The 17,946-nt window shown below is 38.2% G+C and carries 19 protein-coding genes; 6 read left to right on the top strand and 13 right to left on the bottom strand.

Annotated elements, in window-relative coordinates; translation table 11 throughout:
• Window positions 1–26: 26 nt before the first annotated feature.
• Window positions 27–1,037, top strand: a complete 1,011-nt coding sequence (locus FZF09_RS09420; protein ID WP_158736339.1) for a DUF3231 family protein — start codon at window positions 27–29, stop codon at window positions 1,035–1,037.
• Window positions 1,038–1,064: 27 nt separating this feature from the next.
• Here FZF09_RS09420 and FZF09_RS09415 read toward each other — a convergent pair whose 3' ends face one another.
• The 3 genes from FZF09_RS09415 to FZF09_RS09405 are packed head-to-tail and all read right to left on the bottom strand — an operon-like array spanning window position 1,065 to window position 5,035.
• Entirely contained in the window at window positions 1,065–2,168 is a 1,104-nt protein-coding gene (locus FZF09_RS09415) for a GerAB/ArcD/ProY family transporter (RefSeq protein ID WP_158736338.1), read from the bottom strand.
• A gap of 18 nt (window positions 2,169–2,186) precedes the next feature.
• Window positions 2,187–3,410: a Ger(x)C family spore germination protein gene (locus tag FZF09_RS09410; RefSeq protein WP_158736337.1), complete on the bottom strand. Its 1,224-nt coding sequence runs from the start codon at window positions 3,408–3,410 to the stop codon at window positions 2,187–2,189.
• Window positions 3,411–3,451: 41 nt separating this feature from the next.
• Window positions 3,452–5,035, bottom strand: coding sequence for a spore germination protein (locus FZF09_RS09405; protein WP_158736336.1), 1,584 nt, complete (start codon window positions 5,033–5,035; stop codon window positions 3,452–3,454).
• Between the two features lie 123 nt (window positions 5,036–5,158).
• Here FZF09_RS09405 and FZF09_RS09400 point away from each other — a divergent pair, with 123 nt between their 5' ends.
• Complete coding sequence (locus tag FZF09_RS09400; protein WP_158736335.1) at window positions 5,159–5,404, top strand: YczF family membrane protein; 246 nt, start codon at window positions 5,159–5,161, stop codon at window positions 5,402–5,404.
• An 11-nt stretch (window positions 5,405–5,415) separates the two neighbouring features.
• A complete protein-coding gene (locus FZF09_RS09395; RefSeq protein WP_158736334.1) occupies window positions 5,416–5,982 on the top strand; it encodes a hypothetical protein in 567 nt (188 codons plus the stop codon).
• Here FZF09_RS09395 and uvsE read toward each other — a convergent pair.
• Entirely contained in the window at window positions 5,970–6,935 is a 966-nt protein-coding gene (uvsE, locus tag FZF09_RS09390) for a UV DNA damage repair endonuclease UvsE (RefSeq protein WP_158736333.1), read from the bottom strand. The genes FZF09_RS09395 and uvsE overlap by 13 nt on opposite strands.
• 138 nt (window positions 6,936–7,073) lie before the next feature.
• On the opposite strand from uvsE, the gene FZF09_RS09385 reads away from it, so the two are divergent.
• Window positions 7,074–7,970 (top strand): cation diffusion facilitator family transporter, encoded by an 897-nt coding sequence (locus FZF09_RS09385; protein ID WP_158736332.1) that lies wholly within the window; start codon window positions 7,074–7,076, stop codon window positions 7,968–7,970.
• A 41-nt stretch (window positions 7,971–8,011) separates the two neighbouring features.
• On the opposite strand, the gene FZF09_RS09380 is transcribed toward FZF09_RS09385, so the two are convergent.
• The 5 genes from FZF09_RS09380 to FZF09_RS09360 form a co-directional block, all read right to left on the bottom strand.
• Window positions 8,012–8,329: an ArsR/SmtB family transcription factor gene (locus FZF09_RS09380; protein ID WP_158736331.1), complete on the bottom strand. Its 318-nt coding sequence runs from the start codon at window positions 8,327–8,329 to the stop codon at window positions 8,012–8,014.
• A 196-nt stretch (window positions 8,330–8,525) separates the two neighbouring features.
• Window positions 8,526–9,191 (bottom strand): protein kinase family protein, encoded by a 666-nt coding sequence (locus FZF09_RS09375; RefSeq protein WP_158736330.1) that lies wholly within the window; start codon window positions 9,189–9,191, stop codon window positions 8,526–8,528.
• Between the two features lie 168 nt (window positions 9,192–9,359).
• The gene (locus FZF09_RS09370) at window positions 9,360–9,497 is read right to left on the bottom strand and encodes a hypothetical protein (RefSeq protein WP_158736329.1); all 138 of its coding nucleotides are present in this window, start codon (window positions 9,495–9,497) and stop codon (window positions 9,360–9,362) included.
• Window positions 9,498–9,571: 74 nt separating this feature from the next.
• The gene (gene cysI, locus FZF09_RS09365; protein ID WP_158736328.1) at window positions 9,572–11,299 is read right to left on the bottom strand and encodes an assimilatory sulfite reductase (NADPH) hemoprotein subunit; all 1,728 of its coding nucleotides are present in this window, start codon (window positions 11,297–11,299) and stop codon (window positions 9,572–9,574) included.
• A gap of 22 nt (window positions 11,300–11,321) precedes the next feature.
• On the bottom strand, window positions 11,322–13,172 hold the full coding sequence (locus FZF09_RS09360) for an assimilatory sulfite reductase (NADPH) flavoprotein subunit (RefSeq protein ID WP_158736327.1): 1,851 nt from the start codon (window positions 13,170–13,172) through the stop codon (window positions 11,322–11,324).
• Window positions 13,173–13,817: 645 nt separating this feature from the next.
• Between FZF09_RS09360 and FZF09_RS09355 the strand changes: the two genes are divergently transcribed.
• On the top strand, window positions 13,818–14,273 hold the full coding sequence (locus FZF09_RS09355; protein WP_158736326.1) for a divergent PAP2 family protein: 456 nt from the start codon (window positions 13,818–13,820) through the stop codon (window positions 14,271–14,273).
• A gap of 33 nt (window positions 14,274–14,306) precedes the next feature.
• Here FZF09_RS09355 and FZF09_RS09350 read toward each other — a convergent pair whose 3' ends face one another.
• The 4 genes from FZF09_RS09350 to FZF09_RS09335 all read right to left on the bottom strand — a co-directional run bounded on the left by FZF09_RS09350 (window position 14,307) and on the right by FZF09_RS09335 (window position 17,010).
• Window positions 14,307–14,909, bottom strand: coding sequence for a trimeric intracellular cation channel family protein (locus FZF09_RS09350; RefSeq protein WP_158736325.1), 603 nt, complete (start codon window positions 14,907–14,909; stop codon window positions 14,307–14,309).
• Window positions 14,910–15,066: 157 nt separating this feature from the next.
• Window positions 15,067–15,432, bottom strand: coding sequence for a hypothetical protein (locus FZF09_RS09345; RefSeq protein ID WP_158736324.1), 366 nt, complete (start codon window positions 15,430–15,432; stop codon window positions 15,067–15,069).
• Between the two features lie 15 nt (window positions 15,433–15,447).
• A complete protein-coding gene (locus tag FZF09_RS09340; RefSeq protein WP_158736323.1) occupies window positions 15,448–15,966 on the bottom strand; it encodes an acyl-CoA thioesterase in 519 nt (172 codons plus the stop codon).
• A 162-nt stretch (window positions 15,967–16,128) separates the two neighbouring features.
• Entirely contained in the window at window positions 16,129–17,010 is an 882-nt protein-coding gene (locus tag FZF09_RS09335) for a LysR family transcriptional regulator (RefSeq protein WP_158736322.1), read from the bottom strand.
• Between the two features lie 180 nt (window positions 17,011–17,190).
• Between FZF09_RS09335 and FZF09_RS09330 the strand changes: the two genes are divergently transcribed.
• Complete coding sequence (locus FZF09_RS09330; protein ID WP_158736321.1) at window positions 17,191–17,940, top strand: sulfite exporter TauE/SafE family protein; 750 nt, start codon at window positions 17,191–17,193, stop codon at window positions 17,938–17,940.
• The last annotated feature ends 6 nt before the right edge of the window (window positions 17,941–17,946 follow it).

Here is a 17,946-nt window from a genome sequence, read left to right as displayed (position 1 = left end):
TAAAGTCCATCTTAGGAGGTTACTTAATGCTTAAAAAAAATCGCTTAACTTCAGCAGAAATTGGTTGTCTTTGGACGACGTATATGAATGATAGTATGGCAAAATGTATTCTTGGGTTTATGCTTAAACATTTAGAAGACAAAGATATAATACCAGCTGTTCAATTTGGTTATGATATAACATCTAAGCATTTGGATCAATTATTGAGCCTTTTTTCCGAAGAAGATTATGCAGTTCCTCGAGGTTTTACCGAAGAAGATGTATATATGAATGCTCCTTGGTTATATTCCGATGCGTTTTGTTTAACATATGTGAACCACATGTCTAAAGTTGGAATGATAACGTACAGTGGGTTTGTAAGTATGAGCAAAAGAAAAGATATAAGAGATTTTTTCACGCAGTCGCTGATAGACACTTCCACTCTTTATAATCAAACGACAGAAATTGCAGAATCAAAAGAGCTGTATGCAACCCACCCATACATTGAATTACCAAAAGAAACGGATTATGTGGAGAGCAAAAAATATTACAGCGGTTTAAATCCTTTTACAAGAAAACGGCCATTAAATGCTATCGAGATTTCTCATTTATATATAAATATATTAACCAATTCGCTCGGTGTAAATCTAAGCCTTAGTTTTGCACAAACGTCACACTCCAAAGAAATTCAAGATTATATTCTGCGCGGAAAAGAGATATCTAATAAACATATTCAAATATTTTCTGATATTTTACTTGAAAACGATATTACAACGCCTCGTTTACCGGATCTGAGCGTGAGCGATTCAACGACGAAAACATTTTCTGACAAATTAATTATGTTTCATATGGCGCTTTTAAGCTCGGCTGGAACAGGGAATTACGCTACCGCCGCAGCAGCCAGCCAGCGAAATGATTTAGCTCTAAACTATGAACGATTATCTCTTGAAATTGCGAAATATGCAAAAAGCGGAGCCGATATTATGATTAAACACAACTGGCTCGAACAACCCCCCGGGACAAAAGACAGAGAAAAACTGGCTAGAAAAAAAGAATAACCCTATATAAATCATGGAGCGTTTTCTTTACTTAGAGCGCTCTTTCTTTTTATTTTTAAAATAGGCAACGATTAACAATAGGATAGGTATAATCACTTGCAGCGGTAAATGCATGTACAACGAGACAATCATCAGCCCTTCTTGAATATGTTCAGTGTAGCTGCTTGCAATGGATAACGATAAAATCAGTACAACAATCCCTAACGGATAGGCAAGCTTTGATGTTTCTTTTACATGAAATAAATTGGACACTCCGGTCACAGCAGCATAAAAATAGATGGTTATTTTAATAAATCCACCAACAATTAAAGCAATCATAAAGAAAACGTCTAAGCGTTCCAAAAACTCTGCTACTTGGATTGCTTGTATTGTATTTAGCAGCGGAAATTGAGAGCGTGAAGTAAGGTCAACACCAAGGACAGCAATATTAATAGCCATCGTAATTACTAGGTTTATCCCACTTAAAACAATCGCTGCAATCCCCGCTTTTTTCAGCTTTTTCGGTCTGTTTATATAAGGAAATATCATAATAAAAACAACGACTTCGCCGAATGGAATATACCATGTCTCCTTAAAAAATGTTTTTACTACCGGCATTACTCCATTTTCAAGCACCGGCTTCAAATTTTTAATTTCTATTAACCCTGATACGATGACCAAAATAAACCCAGCCACGGCTAAAAAATACAGCACGACAAAAAGCAGCTGACCTGTACGGGCTATAACTTCGATACCTTTATGTACTGTATAAACTATCGTAAGCAGCAACAGAGCATTTACTATAAATAATGGCGTTTCTTCGTATGCAAACGTTACGAGCATTTCTCCAAAATCGCGGAGGACTCTTGCAGAAATATACAAAAAATATACTATATAAATACAAGCAAGTATTTTCCCGAAAATTTTTCCAAGCAACATTTGCATATACTCAGTCGGCAGAATATCAGGATAATATTTATACAGCCGTAGATATATATAAAACAAGAACACCCCTCCTGCCACTCCAGCTAGAATGGCAAGCCAGGCATCCTGTTTTGCTTCTGTTCCAAGAGGAATTAAAAGCGCGCTGCCTAGTTCAAACAAAAAGATGAGAACAAACAGCTGCATTGCGTTTATTTTCGCATTCTCCACACTTTTAACCCTCCTTTATCAGTTCTCCATATTAGAAAGCAGCGGTTCATTTCTTAACCCCGTTCTTCTCACAAATGCATCGACCGTAACATCAACCTCCACTTCAGGAAAATAGGAGTCTTCCCACTCCCCTTTTATGCTTTCCCACGCGTTTGGATCGGCCCGATGAACAGCGCCACCGAAGCCTAAATAATCTGCTTTCAGCTCTTGCGCTTTATGAATGGAGGACATGATGTTTTCTTTTATTTTTTCTCCTAACGCCTCTTCAAATTCGACTAATAGAAGAGGGTTACTAAGATCAACGGGTACGGCTGCTTCTCCTATCCTCCCTTCTGCTGAAACCTCAACAGAAATTTTAGGCTTATTTGTATTTTTCATGTCTGCTGTAACGTCTGTTTTCTGGCGGGTCACTTGGTAAACGATTGCATCTGTTTCTCCTTTCCAATCAATGGATACAGCAGTAGCTTTAATTTTATTTAATACCCACATTGTCCCTTTTGACACATCTTCTGTAATGGTATCAATCATCTTTCCATCTTTTAAAACTGCTATTCCAGATGCTTGAAGTCGCGCCTCTGGTACAGTTGCTTGGATGTTTTCTAAACTCTTCCCTTGATTTTCATCTCCTTCCATGCTAAAACAAGTAATGATTGGGGCTTGATCAGGTGTTGCCATTTTTGATAGTACATCTCTTGTGTCCACATTCATATGTTGCCCCAAAATTTGTTCGGTCGACTCCAATGTTTTAATAACTTTGTTGGAAGGGATTTTATCAATGGTTGTCAATGTACTAATAATATCTTCTGCTTTCGTATTATTCGTTGCAATTACTGCTTTTGTAGTCGTTCGGAATTCCGGGTCCCGCTCTAATGCATCAAAAATTTTTGCAATACCTTCTTCGCGGGCAAGTTTTTCACCGATAACAAGTAAATTTGTATGAGCATAATATGGCCTGCGTGATACTTGACTCGATACATGTCTATTGACTTCTGTCAAGTTTCCTCCTGAAGCTGTATACGTCGTGATCGGGGTGCTCTCTGAACCTGTTGCCTGTGTTCCCTCTCCTCCCGCAACATTTCCCGGATTTATCACTTGTATCGTACCGACATATTGACCATTTTCGGCCTTATCGATTCCTAAGGCAGAAACTAAAGCCAAGTCCGGAAGTTCTCTATTGCTCCAGCACCCCGAAAGAAATATCATATTCATCAGCAATAGAATAATAATTGATCCTATTTTCATGTTGTCACCTTACCTATTCGATCTTTACCTTAATAGAAAGATCATTTCATCGTTCGACTGGATGGAGGTTTTGGTTTTTGATTATCTCCTTGTCGGATTGAATTTTTATCTACCGTTAACCTTGGTCGTTCCTTCCCTCCCCACCATGGTAACCGAACTATCGTATCATCTGCTCCTGAAGCAATAAATGGAGCCATTGGTGCCATATAAGGGACCCCAAAAGAACGAAGGCTGCACAAATGCACCAACAAAATAATAAACGAAAGAATAATCCCGTAAAAGCCAAAGGTAGCTGCGGCGATCATCATCCCAAATCGAATAAGGCGGGCTGATATCGCAATCGAATAGGAAGGGGTAGCAAAACTGGCTATGGCAGTAATAGCTACGATAATGACCATTGCCGGAGAAACAATCCCAGCTTGCACAGCCGCTTGACCAATGACGAGAGCACCAACAATAGATATCGTTTGTCCAACTGCTTTTGGCATTCTTACGCCTGCTTCCCTCAATATTTCAAATGTTAATTCCATAAGAATAGCTTCAATGACGGCTGGAAAAGGGGCCGCTTCACGTTGAGCAGCTAAAACAATCAACAGCTGGGTTGGAATCATTTCTTGATGAAATGTAGTAGCCGCGACATACACAGCAGGAGCAAATAGAGAAATTAAAAAGATAAGAATTCGTAACATACGAATACTGGTCGCAATATCAGCGCGGCTGTAATAATCATCTACCGACTGAAAAAATTGAATAAAGACGGCCGGCACAATTAACACAAATGGCGTACGATCTACAAAAATGGCAACCCTGCCTTCTAAAAGATTGCCTGCAACCGAGTCCGGCCGTTCTGTATGTTGAACGGTTGGAAAAGTGGTTGCAGTCTGATCCTCAATCAGCTCTTCAATATAACCAGATTCCAAAATGCTGTCTATATTTATTCTATTTAACCGGTCACACACTTCTTGTACGACTTTATCTCTTGCCAATCCATCAATATACATAATTTCCACATTAGTATTGGTCATTTCACCAAGCGTAATCGACTTCACCCATAAATCTTGATTTTTAATACGGCGCCTTACCAATGCAGTATTTGTACGAAGGGATTCTGTAAACCCTTCTCGCGGCCCACGTAAAGAAATTTCAGTTGGCGGCTCTTCAATAGAACGTGACTCGCCGCCCTTGGTATACGTACTTAACCCTTGAGCTATGCCATCTACAAGAATGATTGTATCTCCAGCAAACAAAGATTGAAAAAGCTTATCCCAACCATTGATTCGTTTTACGTCTCCTAGAGAAACGACTTTGGCAGCAATCTTTTCCAATACTTCATCCTCGGCTTCGACACGGTGTAAGTCATCGTCATTAATGAGCGAGTGAATGAGAAAATCATCAATCGACCGATTATCCACGATTCCTTCGACAAAAATGATCGCTGCCCTTGATTTTGCATCGTTATTAAGCGTCAGCTTTCGTACCACAATGTCTGAGCTATTTCCCGTTCTTTTCATCAATTCGTCTAAATTATTCGGCAGCGAATGATCTAAAGGCTCTTCCTTTTTGCCCGGCTTTTTAGGTATTGACTTTGTTATAGGTCTAGAAAGCTTTCTCAGCTTAAATTTCATAATGCACAATTTCCTTTGTATGTTTTTGTTAGTTTTTTGCAAGGAAGCCATAATTTATTCCCATATTTTTTAGCCGTATAACAAATCGAATTTGGATAAACATAATAAATGGAGATGATAGAAGTGAAAATAGTTGGAATTTCTCTTTTTATGCTGGGACTGTTGATGAGTTTAGTAATTGGATTGGATCTCGTTATAGGGATTGATATAAAAGCTGCTTTAAAAAACGCGTTTAATCCATTTCGTGTCATGGAACCAGTAGAATTGTTTGTTTTATCGTTTTTTGTTGTGATGTTTTTTGCTGAAGCATTTATCATGTGGATATCAAAAAAAAAAAACACCAATAAACGCTATGTTAATACAGCTTAGGTGGGCACGATATGGGTCAAGAACAACTTTATAATCAAATAATAGAACAAAAGGAAAAGCTCAATCAACTCATCAATGAATACTGGACTTCTTATTCTAGTTTCGATACATGGTATTTTTGGTTTAATATGGTAACTGTTATTATTCCTCTTGTGATCTTATACTTTTATATTGACAAAAAGAAGCTATTTGAAATCTGCTTTTTTGGATACACCGCACATATGTTATGGGCAAATGTGGACAACATACTGTCTGAGAATAACATTCTTGTCCATCCCCATACACTTACCCACTTGCTTCCTTTTGGGGTGACGGTAACAGCAGTTTTATTCCCCGTGACATTCATGCTATTGTATCAGCATTGTACAAATAGAGATAAAAATTTTTATATGTATGCTGCTGTCGCTTCTCTGCTATTTGCATATGGTTTTGGAGGCATTTCTTATGCTGTTGAGTTGTTAAAGATGCATAAAGGCATGAATTTTACGTATTTGTTTTTCATTGATATAGCGGTTGTTTTTGTAAGTTATTGGGTAACAAAGTTATTCTGTAAATTTAAAAGGAGTCATTTTAAATAAAAAGTTGAACCGTCAACGATGTCGATATCTTCGCTAGTTTTAATATCATTCATTAATTGAAAAAGGGCTTCATCTTTTCGCTTTGCTTCAATCATGCAGTCAATTTGCGGAACACTTCCTTTTATTTCTTTTAGAAAGGTTAAAAACATATTAATATCGATTAAGTCCGCATGATGGCGAAATTCTTTCTCGCTTTTAGGACTGGAAATGTGCATTTTTACAGGCAGCGGAGAATACCGCCATGTTTGAATAATGCGGTCCCACTCCTTTTCCCAATGTAACTGTTTATGATTAGCAAGATGATGATGATAGTCAAAAACAAGTGGTATTCCTAATTTTTCACACAAATATAGTGTATCCTCCAGCGTAAAAGATGTATCATCATTTTCCAGCATGATCATGGTTTGAAGGTGTTTTGGTACAACCATCCAATTGGTTATAAATCGCTCAAGGGATTTCTCTGTTTCCTTATAATTACCTCCCACATGAATGACGCAGCGGTGAGTCGTGTCTACACTCATTTCTTTTAACAATTGATAATGAAGGCTTAATGTTTTAATCGTGGTTTTTAATACTTCTTTTTTCTTTGAATTAATAAGTACAAAATGATCTGGATGAAAGTCTATTCTCATTTTATGTTTCGCAGCAAAAGAACCTAGTTCTCTGAGCTTTTTTTGTATGGGTGTTATGTAATCCCAATCAGCTAATTCTTCATGGTTTGCCAGTGGAATAAGCCGAGAAGTTAAACGATAAAAATGGATATCCGATCCAGCATTATGCATAAGGAGACGGTACGTATTTTGTATATTGGAAAGTGCTATTCTCTCTAATTTTCGAATGGCAGCTTCCCTATTTCCTATTTTTTGAAATTGAGCATATGTCATCGTTTTTGATGGGGAAGCATTTTGTAATCCCATACTCATCGCGACATAACCAAGACGCACTATTGTCATGTTATTCACCTCATTTGTAGTATGGAAAAGATATGGTGCTTGGATACAAAAAAATCATATAAAAAGCATTGTCTGTATGAATATATGATCATATAATAACATATGAAAGCTAATACGTTCTGTAAAGAGGTGTTGTGAATGGATCATAATCACGGACATTCCCATCACGCAAACAAAAAGGCATTACTCATTAGTTTTATTCTTATCTCTTTATTTATGATAATAGAAGTAATAGGAGGTGTACTAACCAACAGCTTAGCACTTTTATCGGATGCCGGACACATGCTAAGTGATGCTGCTGCTCTGGGGTTAAGCTTGCTTGCGTTTAAACTTGGAGAAAAAAAAGCTGATGCAGCCAAAACGTTTGGGTACAAACGATTTGAAATACTAGCGGCATTTTTAAACGGCATCACTCTAATGGTGATTTCCGCCTATATTTTTTACGAAGCGTTTCATCGTTTTGCTGCTCCACCTAAGGTAGCCAGTTTCGGCATGTTAACTATCGCTTCTCTCGGATTCTTCATTAATATTATCATGGCTTTTATTTTAATGCGTGGGGATACCTCAGATAACCTAAATCTTAGAAGTGCTTTTTTGCATGTTCTTGGTGATTTATTAGGATCTGTGGGCGCGATAATTGCAGCACTTCTCATTTTGGTTTTTGATTGGGGCATTGCCGATCCGATAGCCAGTGTCATCGTTGCTGTTCTTATATTAATCAGTGGATGGCGAGTCACTAGAGATTCTGTTCATGTTTTGATGGAAGGACATCCTGCCCATGTAAAAATTTCCGAAGTCAGGGACTGTCTTAAAAATTTTAACGGAGTTGTCAATATTCATGACCTACACATCTGGACGATTACTTCTGATTTTCCTGCATTAACTTGCCACCTTGTCGTTAATGACGATGTTGACAGAGACCAGTTGCTGCAAAACGTTACAGATCGGCTGAGAGAGGAATTTGGCATCCATCACACCACTATCCAATTAGAAGGGCCTGCGATGATTCACCGTCACGATGATACGTGTAACTAACAAAACAAACCATGTGCACATTTATGAGGATGGTTTGTTTTTTAGTCATGCAGGCAGTGATTTATCGATTGGTTTAAAAGAGACACCACGTGCTGGTCTTCTAGAGAATAGTATATAGATGTCCCCTCTCTTCTGAATTTTACTAAACGAAGCTTTTTTAAAAAACTTAACTGGTGGGATACCGTCGATTGAAGCAATGATAATTCCTGTGAGATTTGAGAAACAGCACACTCTTTTTGCGTTAATAAATGTAATATCCTCACCCGGGTCGGATCGGACAATGCTTTAAACGTTTGAGTAACAAGTAACAACGTCTCTTCATCTAAATCCTTACTTTTAAGGTTGTCTGCTTCACTCATCAATCTATTCTCCTTTAAGAAGTAAATCACTTTACTACTAGCATACCGAAAACAGCTAAGAAAAGAAAAGGTAAATACCTTGAAAAATTCTGTTTTGCGGGGTGATGTTTAGTATTTCGCTTTTTTTAATCCATATTTTCATAAATGCAAATCAAACAACATACTATCCAAAACTCACCGTTTACTGAATGGCCTGTTATGAAAAAGGACGCAAAGCTCCCATAAAATCTTGGGCCGAATTATAGCCTGACTTCATCCCCTTTAATAATACATTCTTTAGCTGTACATTTTTCATAGCGAAGGTGAATACTCTTTGTGGTACTTTTCCATTCATGAGAAACACACACATTAGAGCCGCTTTGTATAAATCAATTTGTCTGCTCGTTATACTTTTTGTATGTTTGGATAAGTTAAAATCAATTAGTTTTACTGTAGAAGGGGTATCATCATGAATCATTACATTTTTAGGTAAAAGGTCGTTGTGTACAATGCCTTTATGGTGAAGATGCTGCAGAGCACTTAAAATACGAATAACGATTCGTACAGCTTGCTTCTGAGTTCTTTTTTTCCCTGCATAATAAAAATTACTTGTCCCAAGTGTTTCGCCTTTAATGGCTTCCATTACAATATGTGCTTGATTATTTTTTTCAAAATATTTATAAAAAACGGGTAAATGCTTTGATTTTCCATACGTTTTCATGATTGATACTTCTTTCTTCGCAATAGTGACATTGGGAACTTTTTTGATACAAACCTTTCGTCTATTTTTAAGATCCAACCCAAAATATACTTCTCCATATGTTCCTCTGCCTTTTGGAGATACTTCTACCTTATACTGATCCCATTTAACTATTTGGCACACCTTCTTTTTGTTTACAGAAGTTATATTCTATATCATATTCGGAGTGAAAAACTTTGCTTAGATGCTTGAACAAAAAAACTCGGATTACCAATCAATTTTAAATAAGAAAATTTAGACAGTTTTCTTTACAAAGCTGCCTGAATTGTAATTAGCAGATTAGAAACGTTCTTAAAGTGAAATAAGAAAAGCGCAAGCGGCTTGCTCACGAGCGACAAGTCCTGGAGGGTCGGCATATGGAAAGCTGATCTTTGCTTTCCATTGACGAACTGAAGAAACCTCGAGCGAGTAGGCGCTGTAGCTAGACATGTAAAACGCCAAATATTTATAATTTTTTACCTTTTAAAAAAGCAGGACCTCAACTGGCCCTGCTTTCACTCTTATTAGTTATGAAAATCTAATCCCGATTCCACTTCTTTTACATACCCGGCACGGATGACATAATCACCAAAGTGCTCGCCTTCCTGCCTTTCTTTTGCATATTCTAATAAAATCGGACGTAATGTTTCTAATATTTCTTCTTCTCCAATGTTTTCACGATATAGTTTATTAAGTCTTTCCCCGGCAAATCCAGCACCCATATACATGTTGTACTTTCCTGGTGCTTTACCAATAAAGCCAATTTCAGCTAAAGTTGGGCGAGCACATCCGTTTGGACAGCCAGTCATCCGAATCGTTATTTCATCATCTTGCAATCCTGCTTCTTCCATAATAAGCTCCAGTTTGTCAATTAAAGACGGCAAGTAACGTTCTGATTCTGCCATGGCAAGTCCGCATGTTGGAAAAGCAACACAAGCCATAGAATTTCTACGTAATGCTGAATCGCGTTTGCCATCTGACAGACCGTATTTTTCAACAAGCTCATTAATTTTACGTTTCTTTTGAGCTGTCACATTGCTAATAATCAAGTTCTGATTTGGAGTGAGTCTAAAATCGCCGGTATGAATGTTTGCAATTTCTCTAAGCCCAGTCATGAGCTGGTAATCTTCCGTATCTTTAATTCGGCCATTTTGAATAAACAGCGTAAGATGCCAGCGGTTGTTTATTCCTTTTACCCAGCCATAGCTGTCTCCGTTATTTTCAAAATGATAGTCTCGTTGTCCTTCTAAATTCCAACCCAATCTCTCATGAAGTTCATCTTTTAACCAATCTAAACCTCTGGCATCAATGGTATATTTAAAGCGAGCGTTTTTTCGGTTCGAGCGGTTGCCATAATCTCGCTGGATAGTCAGAATCTTTTCTGCTACCTCAAGGCAATCTTCTGGTTTACAGAACCCAATGACTCGTCCTAACTGAGGATAAGTGTCCGTTTCCCCATGGGTCATTCCAAGTCCCCCGCCAACGGAAATGTTAAATCCTTGCAGTTGTCCGTCTTCCACAATCGCAATAAAGCCGATATCTTGGGAAAATACATCAATGTCATTTGATGGAGGAACAGCGATACCAATTTTAAATTTTCTTGGCAAATACAATGCTCCATACATAGGCTCGATTTCATCTTCAGTCTGAGAGCTGTCCACTACTTTTTCTTCGTTAAGCCAAATTTCATGGTAGGCTCTCGTTTTTGGAAGAAGGTGCTCACTGATCTTCGTAGCCCAGTCGTAGACATCCGCGTGGACCTCTGTTTGGTATGGATTTGAATTACACATTACATTTCTATTCACATCACCGCAAGCAGCAATCGTATCCATCATTGCTTCGTCCATCGCCTGCATATTTTTTTTCATGTCCCACTTCAAGATACCGTGCAATTGAAACGTTTGACGCGTTGTCAAACGCAGCGTACCATTTCCGTATTTATGAGCCACATCGTCCATTGTTAACCATTGTTTCGGTGTAGCCACTCCGCCAGGAAGTCGTACACGTACCATGAAGGAATATGCTGGCTCTAACTTTTGCTGACGTCTTTCATTACGTACATCTCTGTCGTCTTGTAAATAACTTCCATGAAATTTTGTCAATTGGGCATCATCGGCAGAAACCGCTGCAGTAAGCGGATCTGCAAGAGATTCTTCCAACGTTCCCCGTAGATAATTACTTTCTCTTTTTATTCTTTCATTATCACTGGGAGGTCCAGATTGGGCTGGTACCACTACTTTATTTTTTTCCATGGTTTATCCCCTTTCCTCTCCATTAGTACACATCGCGTTGATAACGTTTTTGCTGCTGCATATCTTCAATATAAGCATCGGCATCCTGCTCACTCATGCCGCCTTCTTGCTGCAGAATTGTTCTTATTGCTTCATGGACATCGCTGGCCATATATTGTTCATCCCCGCACACATAAACGACAGCGCCTTCCATGAGCCAGTTATAAAACTCCTCACTCTTCTCAAGCATACGGTGCTGTACATACACTTTCTCCGCAGTATCACGCGAGAAGGCCACATCCATTTTTGTTAGGACACCTTCTTTTAGCCATCTCTGCCATTCGACCTGGTAAATAAAATCGGATCTAAAATGCTGATCTCCAAAGAACATCCACGTTTTTCCTTCTGCTTCCGTTTCTTCTCTTTCTTCTAAGAAAGCTCTAAACGGTGCGGCACCAGTACCTGGCCCTATCATTATGATCGGTGTATCCGTATCCTCAGGAAGTTTGAAGTTTGGATTTTTTTGAATGTATACCGGGAGCAAGTCACCTGGTTCCGTACGTTCTGCACATTGTCCAGAGCATACTCCTGTACGTGCCCGTCCGTGTGTTTCATAACGAACTGTACCAATCGTTAAGTGTACTTCATCTGGATTTGCTGTTGGAGAGCTGGCAATAGAATATAAACGCGGAGGAATTTTCCTAAGAATCTTAACAAACTCACTTGCCGGAACATTCCAAGGCGCAAAATCTCTGCCTAAATCCAGAAGATCTCTTCCTGTAATATATTCTCTTAAGCTATCTTCATTGCCTTTTTCCACCAGCTGCTGCAGGCCGCTATTATCAGAAAGCGGTGCTGCTTTTTCGAGAAGCGGTTTGGTCAGAACAGTAATTTCATAAATAGAAATTAATGCTTCTCGTAAAGTCCGCTGTTCTCCTTTTTTATTTATTGTAATTAATTCGTCAGGATCCCAGCTCATTTCATCTAATAATTTATCCACGAGTTCAGGATCATTTTCAGGATAAATTCCTAAACTATCTCCTGGTTCGTATTCAAGACCTGATCCTTCAAGGGATAGTTCAAGATGACGTGTTTCTTTATTAGAGCCGCGTCCATTTAGATTAATATTATCTAAAAGTTCTGCTCGAAAAGGGTTTTTTCTAGAATAAGATGATGGAGCTCCTTCTGTAACTGTCTCTTCTTGCAATGGTGCTGAAGGATTAGCAGCTGCGTTTTCTTTCGTAGCTTCTTGCAGTGAACCTAATACTCCGTCTAACCATTCTTCAGCAGACTCTTCAAAGTCGACATCGCAATCAACACGCTCGTGAAGACGTTCGCCTCCTAGCTCTTCTAATCGCTTATCAAAATCTTTTCCTGTTTGACAGAAAAACTCATAAGAAGTATCACCTAAGGCAAGGACAGAGTAACGAAGATCCTCTAATTTAGGTGCACGTCTGCCATGCAGAAATTCATAGAAAGAAAGAGCATTGTCCGGCGGATCGCCCTCACCATGGGTGCTCACGATGACTAGCAGGTTTTCTATTTTCTTAAGTGTTTTTGGTTTAAAGCTATCCATTGATGAAAGAGTTACGTCAAAACCTTGTTCTTTTAACTTTTGGCTTGCATCCTCCGCTATACTCTGCCCATTCCCGGTTTGGGAGCCATAGAGAATAGTTATTTCTTTAGAAATACTTTGCGCAGCACCTTGCGAGAGCATTTGGGGTGCTTCTTGCAATGCAGCAGCATTTTGTACTGCAGGCGCAGCTGCTGTTTGGTTGGCAGCTAGGTACCCGCTCAACCATATTTTTTGTTCCTCTGTTAGTGTTGGCAACACTTGATTAAGTAAATCCGTTTGTTCTTGACTAAAAGGACTGTTATTTATGAGAAGCTGCAACAGTATCCACCTCACAAAGCATATTTTTTATCCATCTCCATAATTTTTCAGACGGACATAATGCTAGATAAATCATCACCATTATGTATGAGAATCAAATGCCGGTGACATGTTTGAGTCAGGCACATCCTTGGTTTAAACTCGACAGCATCTATGAGAAAATACAGGGATGACTAAACTTGCAATCTAGCGTCAGAATTATTATGTTTAATCGTATCTTTATTATTCCTATGTGTCAAGTTGGTTTTTGATACTAATGAAAAGAAAAAACAGTTTTTTAGTAAAGTGCAAGCCCCTGACATACCCTAGATAGGCTGTTTTCACCCTTTTCGTGGGATTGGGATGCTAAAGCTAAACTGGATTTGTCAATATGATACATTTTTAAAACTCCACTTGACGCCTTTTTTAAAAGGTAAGAAATGATAAATAGTTGACGTTTTACATGTCTAGCTTCAGCGCCCAGCCGCTCAGGCGTCTTTATTAACTGTAAAAATGCCGGATAAATCAAAGAATTAAGGGATAAAATAATTGTACAAATCAAGTAACAATGCAAAAATTCGAGCACCTTATAAAATGCAAGACTTATACTTTGGAATTCACATAACACCTTTAAGAATTACAAAACCATATAAGAGGTGAATTCAAATGAATCGAGGAATAGTGACGGCATTATCTGCGATTGGTATCGCACAAGGTCTTAAAGTTTTTACACATAAAAGAAAAACAGACAAATGGAAATGGAAGACTGTATTTCAGACCGGCGGCATGCCTAGCTCCCACTCAGCAGGGGTGGCTTCACTTGCTTCTTACATTGCAGCAAATAAAGGAACCACGTCTATTGAAACGGCTATTGCTGTCATTTTTGGTGCTATTGTAATGTACGACGCCCAAGGAATCAGACGTCATACTGGCGAAATTGCCACACTGGTAAATGACATTGACGAAGATATTGAAGTGATTTCAGATGACTTCCCTAGTTTAAGGCATGAAAAACAAGAAGAGCAGTTGAATGAACTCCTTGGCCATCAGCCGGCTGAAGTAGTTGGGGGAGCTTTATTGGGAACCCTGCTTGGATTAATTAGCGCTAACTTAGAAAATTGATAACATAACTGAGACACATTTTTAACTCACTCGTTAATCATTTATTCGCCGGTACGGAAGGCGCCAATGAAAAGAAACGGAAAGCATTCTAAGTGTTACAATTAGGATAAGCAAAAGAATGTAACCAGGTGCAGAATCAACCAGTCCCAGCCCAATAATTAAACCTACCAGCATCGCCCAGGCGATATAGATTTCTTGTCGTAAAAACATTGGTTTTCTATCTGCTAACACATCTCTTACCATTCCGCCCCCTGTACCTGTTAAAGCGGCGGCTGCAATTGCAGCACTAACTGGGTGCCCAATATTTGCAGCATAAATCGCTCCCTGAATAGCAAAAGAGGCTAAACCGATCGCATCAAAAAATACCCCCCACTTCATCCATTTATGTATCCACAATTTCGGCAGAATAAATGCGATAGTCATTGCTATAAAAGCAATAACAAATAAGTCCCCTTGTTCCCACAATGCAGATACAGGCACACCTATGAGAAGATTACGAATAGCCCCTCCGCCAAACGCCGTTACAAACCCTAATATATAAACACCCATTAAATCATATTCTTCTTCCATAGCCACAATCACACCGCTAAGTGCAAATGCAATTGTTCCTATGACATTTAATATATCCCAGGTCATCGTTTCCATTCCTTTGTATAAAGTACACTATCCTTAAAGGATAGCATATTATTTTATCCATATCTGTTAAATAGTAGTAAATTTTAATGCTTTTATAACCATTTAAAAAAGCTTGTCTTTTTATCGGAGACAAGCTTTTTTTATTCATATACGTTTTTTATCCCGAGTACCCTTTTAAAGTCTCTGGACGTTGACCAAGGATTAACTTGCAGAGGTTTTCATGCTCCATTTCTTTAGAAAGAAAAAACAATTTTCTAATTTCCTCAAAATGAGAATGATTTTTTAATTTCTGTACTTCATCGTTATACAAATTGATAACAGATGCTCTTAAGTGAGGGTTTGCATATATATCGGGATCTTCTTCTATTAATATACAACCCAAGTACCGGTATTTAATGTGCAATTGTCGTGTTAAACTTGTCACGTGTACTAATTCTTCATACAAATCCGGGTGCTGCTGCATTAATTCATTAAGCTTTGTTTTAATAGAATATAATTCTTCTAAACTTGATAATGCAATCATTATTTCTTCCCCCTTCTAGATCTCCCATGGTTTTTCCAAACTGATGGACCCAGCTAATTCCTTACTTTTTTCTCTTTTTAGTTTTCGCAGTTGTTCCCTCTCCGGGCCAGTTTCAAATAGCTTTTTTTCTTCTTCTGTGACAGGGGAAATTCCCGGCACTTTAATAGGTTTTTTCCTTTCATTTAAAGCTACAAATGTTAAAAAAGCGGTTGTAGCAATACGGCGTTCTCCCGATATCATATCTTCTGCAACCACTTTACAAAATATTTCCATCGAACTTTCACCTGTATAAGAAACAAACGATTCAATACAAACCGAATCTGCTTGATAAATAGGACTTAAAAAATCAATGGAATCTGTTGAGGCGGTAACGCACTCTTTTGCTCTAGAATGACGCCTTGCTGACAATACGGCACAACCATCGAGTTTTTTCATTAAGACGCCGCCAAATAACGTATTGTAATTATTTAAATCACTGCATAAAACCTGATCAGTGTTAACAACTCTGCTTTCTTTCGGGTGCTTTCTTTCCATTTTTCATTCACCTTTTCTACCAAAAAACGATTCATTTACAGTCTTTATAATAGTATGAAACGTTTTATGCGTAAAATGGAATTATTATATGAGAGTAGATAACTTCTGTCTATGGTGGCGGTTACAAAATAAAGACCCGCACATTATCTATTTGAAAAGACGTTACGAATGAAGCTTTTTCTTGGCAAATCGAAGCCACTCATTAGCTGCATGAGATAAATAACTATCTTTTCTCCAAATGACAGCAAGTTTCCAATACATATCAGAATGTTCAATCGGCAATGTTACAATATCCCCTTTTAATTGATCACATATGCTCTCCGGTAAAAGGGTCACCCCTAATTTAGATGCGGCCATCTTTCCTAATAAGTCCCATTGCGAACTTTCAAAAACGATAAAAGGTTGAAACTCTTCTTTTTTGCACGCAGACATGATTCGGTTTCTTAACGCAAAATCACTATTCAACAACATAAAATGTTCTCTTTTTAAATCTTTTAATGTTATCTTTTCTTTTTTAACTAAAGCATGTGATGGATGAACGACCAGTTTAATATCTTCTGTTACAAAGGAAAAAGAATCGAATATATCATTATTAATCGGCAAGACGACGACTCCAAGATCAAGGGTTCCATCTTCTACATCTTCTGCAATCTTATTTGATCCGTTTTCCATTAATTCAATCGAGATTGCAGGATAACATTCACGAAACGCTCCTATGATATTCGGAAAAAAGCTAGAACCGACCATGGGGGGCAAACCGATCCGAATGTGCCCTTGTTTTACCCCAGACAGGTTTTCTAATTGATTTTCTAAATCCTTAAACGCGTTAAGAATTACTTGAGCTTGCTCCAAAATAATTTTACCTGCATCTGTTAGTACTACCCGTTTTTTCGAGCGGTCAAATAAACTAACATTAAACTCTTTCTCTAAATTCTTAATCATTTTACTAATAGTAGGTTGTGTCACATATAAATGCTCAGCTGCTTTACTAAAGCTGTTGAAACGATTTATTTCAATAAAATATTGGAGTTGTTTGATATCCAACGTTTTCACCTGCCCCGGCCCGTTCTCAGACGATAATTTCATTCATAATTATAACGCAGCATATGATAAAGTCTACGTTTTAACCAATAAGTGCAATTTTAAAAACATTTTAATTGAGTTTTCTTTATATTCTATTAAAATGAGACATGTTACTCATTTAAAGGAGGTGACCACAAAAGTATGTTTGAGTTGACTACGTTAGATATAATTCTCGTCGTATTATGTGCCATTTTAATTGGTATTTCTAAAACTGGATTGCCTACGCTTGGCATCTTGGTTGTTGCTGTTATGGCCTCTATTTTTCCGGCACGGGAGTCCATAGGCATCGTTTTGCCGATGTTAATTACAGCAGATATTGTTGCTGTTACATATTATAGACGAAGTGTTAATTGGAAAACCTTGTTTTCTTTACTTCCCTGGGTATTAGGAGGATTGTTCAGCGGGTTCATTTTATTATATTTTATTGTTTCAAGCAGGCCGATTGAGATCATTTTAGGGGTAATCATATTAATAATGTTAGCCCTTCAAATTTTAAGAGAGCGCTGGGGTGCAAAGTGGCTCGATGCCATCCCTCAATCAAAATGGTTTGTAGGAATAATGGGTACGTTAGCTGGTTTCACTACAATGGTTGGTAATGCTGCCGGACCGATCATGGCCATATTTTTGCTGGCAATCGCTCTTCCCAAAAAAGAATTTATCGGGACAGGGGCATGGTTTTTCCTTTCCGTTAATCTCATTAAAGTACCAATGTATATTGGCTTAGGATTAATTACATGGGAAACAGTATCTTTTAACGCTTGGCTTATCCCGGCTATCTTTGGGGGTACCTATTTAGGTATAAAATTTCTGCCTTTGATTCCTCAAAAACAATTTAATATTATCATCTTATTATTAGCCGTGTTTGGCGGGTTCCGCCTGCTCTTGGCATAGATACGA

The sequence above is a fragment of the Alteribacillus sp. YIM 98480 genome (genome assembly GCF_009765375.1).
Lineage (GTDB): Bacteria > Bacillota > Bacilli > Bacillales > Marinococcaceae > Alteribacillus.
Note: the sequence above shows the minus strand (reverse complement) of the source record. Positions and strands in the feature narration are given on the sequence as shown.